The organism is Zemynaea arenosa, from assembly GCF_004614185.1.
Taxonomy (GTDB): Bacteria; Pseudomonadota; Gammaproteobacteria; order Burkholderiales; family Burkholderiaceae_D; genus Telluria; species Telluria arenosa.
Map to the genome: position 1 here is coordinate 1 of NZ_SPVF01000075.1, position 3,780 is coordinate 3,780.

Annotated in this window: 2 protein-coding genes and 1 pseudogene; all 3 read left to right on the forward strand. The window is 66.7% G+C overall.

What is annotated here, in order from left to right:
- Positions 1-293 precede the first annotated feature (293 nt).
- The gene (locus tag E4L96_RS23545) at positions 294-449 is read left to right on the forward strand and encodes a hypothetical protein (RefSeq protein WP_167758604.1); all 156 of its coding nucleotides are present in this window, start codon (positions 294-296) and stop codon (positions 447-449) included.
- 138 nt (positions 450-587) lie between these two features.
- Positions 588-2,483, forward strand: a complete 1,896-nt coding sequence (locus E4L96_RS05075) for a hybrid sensor histidine kinase/response regulator (protein WP_135206135.1) — start codon at positions 588-590, stop codon at positions 2,481-2,483.
- Positions 2,484-2,769: 286 nt separating this feature from the next.
- Positions 2,770-3,780 (forward strand): annotated as a pseudogene (locus E4L96_RS24540) (heme utilization protein); the annotation flags it as partial.

The window sequence follows — 3,780 nt, forward strand, 5'->3', positions numbered from 1 at the left end:
CCGCAGCGCCAGGCGCCGCCGGCTCCGGCCGCGCGCCCGGCACCCCGTCCGGCGCCGAATTTCTCGGACATGGACGACGATATCCCGTTCTAATTGAAAAATAAGCCGCTCGATGAGTGGCTTTTTGCAGATTGGGACGGTGACAGCCGTCCTGATCGCCGATTCAGACTCTTGAGGTCCCCGCACCGCCACCGCGCTGCGGGGATTTGTCCTTCTGGGTTCGCCATCGCACGAACACCACCGGGTATGCGCAGTAGCCTGTCCCCACTCGATACCAACCGATGGAGGACATCATGCCCACAGGAGCCAGCCCCAAACGTGAACGTGAATACAAGGAACTGAAGACCGAGTTCAAGAAGGAGCACCGCTACCCCGGCCGGGAGGAAGAGGTCGCGGCCCGGATCGTCAACAAGCAGCGCCGCGAACACGGCGAGACCAAGAAGAAGTAAGGTCCCCCCGCCCGCGGCCCGGCGGCCCGTGGCGGCCGCCGGTGTATGTGCGCGCGCACGATACGCCGCCGGCCGCCAGGGATCAGGTCCGGGTGTACAATTTTCCCATCCATTGGCAAGAGGAAATTCCCTGCCCCGATGACGGCGACCCCCGCACCGAACGGCAACATCACGCATGAGCAGCGCTTCGAGCTGCTGGTGTCGGGCATCCGCGACTACGCGATCTACCTGATCGATCCGCAGGGCTATATCAGCAGCTGGAACACCGGCGCCGAGCGCTTCAAGGGCTACACGGCGCAGGAAGTGATCGGCACGCATTTTTCCCAGTTCTACACGCCCGAAGACCGGGCTGCCGGGCTGCCCGCGCGCGCCCTGGCCACGGCGCTGGCGGAAGGCAAGTTCGAGAGCGAGGGCTGGCGCGTACGCAAGGACGGCACCCGCTTCTGGGCCAATGTGGTGATCGATCCGGTCTATGCGCCGGACGGCTCGCTGGTCGGCTTCGCCAAGATCACGCGCGACATCACCGAGCAGCGCCTGATGCAGGAGGAGCTGCTGGCCAGCGAGCAGCGCTTCCGCATCCTGGTGCAGGGGGTGACGGACTACGCCATCTATATGCTGTCGCCCGCCGGCCAGGTGACCAACTGGAACGCCGGTGCCGAACGCATCAAGGGCTATGCGGCCCACGAAGTGATCGGCCAGAGCTTCGGCATGTTCTATACCCCCGAGGAGCAGGCCGCCGGGCGGCCGCAGCAGGTGCTGGCCCAGGCCGCGCGCGACGGCAAGTTCGAAGGCGAAGGCTGGCGCATGCGCAAGGACGGCACCCGGTTCTGGGCCCACGTGGTGCTCGATGCGATCCGCGACGAGCATGGCCAGCTGATCGGCTTTGCCAAGATCACCCGCGACATCACCGAAAAGCGTGCCGCCGGCGAGGCCCTGGAGCAGGCCCGCGCCGCCCTGTTCCAGTCGCAGAAGATGGAGGCGATCGGCCAGTTGACCGGCGGCATCGCGCACGACTTCAATAACCTGCTGTCAGTGCTGTCCTCCGGCCTGGACCTGATCCGCACCCAGTACCCGGGCGACCGCAAGGTGCTGGAGAGCATGCGCCGCGCGATCGACCGCGGCTCCACCATGACCCAGCAGCTGCTGTCGTTCGCCCGGCAGCAGCCGCTGGCGCCGACCTTGCACAACCTGAACCAGCTGATCATGGGCTTCGAGGCCGTGCTGCAGCGGGCGCTGTCCTCGGCCATCCATTTCGAGCTCGACCTGTCCACCGACATCGGGAACGTGCTGGTGGATGAGGCGCGCTTCGAGGCCGCCCTGCTGAACCTGGTGGTCAACGCGCGCGACGCCATGCCGGACGGCGGCCAGCTGCACTTGACCACCGCCAACGTGAGCCTGGCCACGCACCAGGTCGGCACCCTGCCGCCCGGCCGCTATGTGCGCATCTGCCTGGCGGACACCGGGACCGGCATGCCCCCCGAGGTGCGGCGCCGCGTGTTCGAGCCCTTCTTCACCACCAAGCCGGTTGGGCGCGGCACCGGGCTCGGGCTGGCGCAGGTGCATGGTTTCATCGCCCAGTCCGGCGGCGATATCGAAGTGGAAAGCGCAGTCGGGCAGGGCACCACCTTCCGGATGTACCTGCCGGTGTACGACGGGGTGGCGGAAGAGCCGGCCCCCCACACGGACCTGGAACGGGTGCTGATCGTCGAGGACGAGCCGGACCTGATGGACGTGGCCGCGGAACTGTTCCGCAGCCTCGGCTACGAGGTGCTGACTGCCGCCAACGGCCACGATGCCCTCAAGATTCTTGAACGCACGCCGAATATAGACGTGCTGTTCTCGGACATCATGATGCCGGGGATGAGCGGCGTGGAGCTGGCGGCGCAGGTCAAGGACCAGTATCCGGCCACCAAGATCGTGCTGGCCTCGGGCTACCCGCAGCCGGCCCTCCTCGCTGCCGACATGCCGATCGACCGCTTCACCTTTGTTTCCAAACCTTATCGTTTATCGGAAATCATCAAACGGCTCAGATAGTTGGCAAGCCTTTCATACTGAGTCTCTCACCTGTCGCGTTTACCCCTCGTAAACTTATCAATGATGTACTGCGGAAACAAATTTCTTCGTTTCCACTAAAGTTCATCGGCACAATGTCGTTAAGAGTCGTAAGGATTTATTGCCCGGTGCAGTCAGGCTTGTACCGGAAAAACGACACGTAAGACATTGAACCGGCAGCGCCAGCGCGCTTCCGGGCACGACGATAAGGCTAGGGAGAAACAAAATGGGCGTGGCATCCGGTTGGACTTCAGCGCAGATCCAGGCAATGACGACGCAGTTCGTCGCGAGTCTCGAAACGGGGGACGTGGCCGATCTGACCTCGTCCCAGGTTTCGTGGCTGACCACGAAGCAGATCGCGGCGTTGAACACCAATGACATCGCGCTCGGGCTGACCACGGCCCAGGTGCAGGCGCTGACCACGGCCCAGGCCGCGACGCTGTCGAGCGCCCAGGTCGCCGCCCTGTCCACGGCCAACATCGCGGCGCTGGAATCGGCCGACCTCGGCGTGCTGCGCACCAGCGCCATCGCCGGCCTGACCACGGCGCAGATGAGCGTGCTGACCTCGGCCCAGCTCCCGGGCCTGTCCAGCGCCCAGATCAGCGCCCTGACCACCGCCAACCTGGCCAACGGCCTGGTGTCCACCGCCCAGGCCGCCGCGCTGACCACCCGCCAGGCCGCCGCGCTCAGCTCGGCCCAGGTGGTGGCCCTGTCCACCGCCAGCCTGAACGCCATCGGCAGCGCCGACGTCGCCGTCCTGAAAACCAGCGCCATCGCCGGACTGTCCTCGGCCCAGGTGGGCGCGCTGTCGACCAACCAGGTCGCCGCGCTGACCTCCGCCCAGATCGGCGCGCTGTCCACCGCCAACGTCGCCACCGCCCTGACCACCGCCCAGGTGGTCGCCCTTGGCAGCGACCAGGCCGCCGCGCTGACCAGCCGCCAGGTGGCCGCCCTGTCGACCGCCAGCGTCGCCGCGCTGGAAACCGTTGACCTGGCCGCCCTCAAGTCCAATGTGATCGCCAGCCTGACCACCGGCCAGGTGGCGTCGCTGACCAGCGCGCAGGTGATCGGCCTGTCGACCGCGCAAGCCGGCGCGCTGACCTCCGCCCAGGTGAGCTCGCTGTCGACCGCGTCCGTCGCGGCCCTCGAAACCGCCGACCTGGCCCTGCTGAAGACCGCCGGCATCGCCGCCCTGTCGACCGCCCAGGTGGCCGCGATCGGCACCGCGCAGATCGGCGCGCTGACCACCGCCAACATCGCCGGCGGCCTGACCACCGCC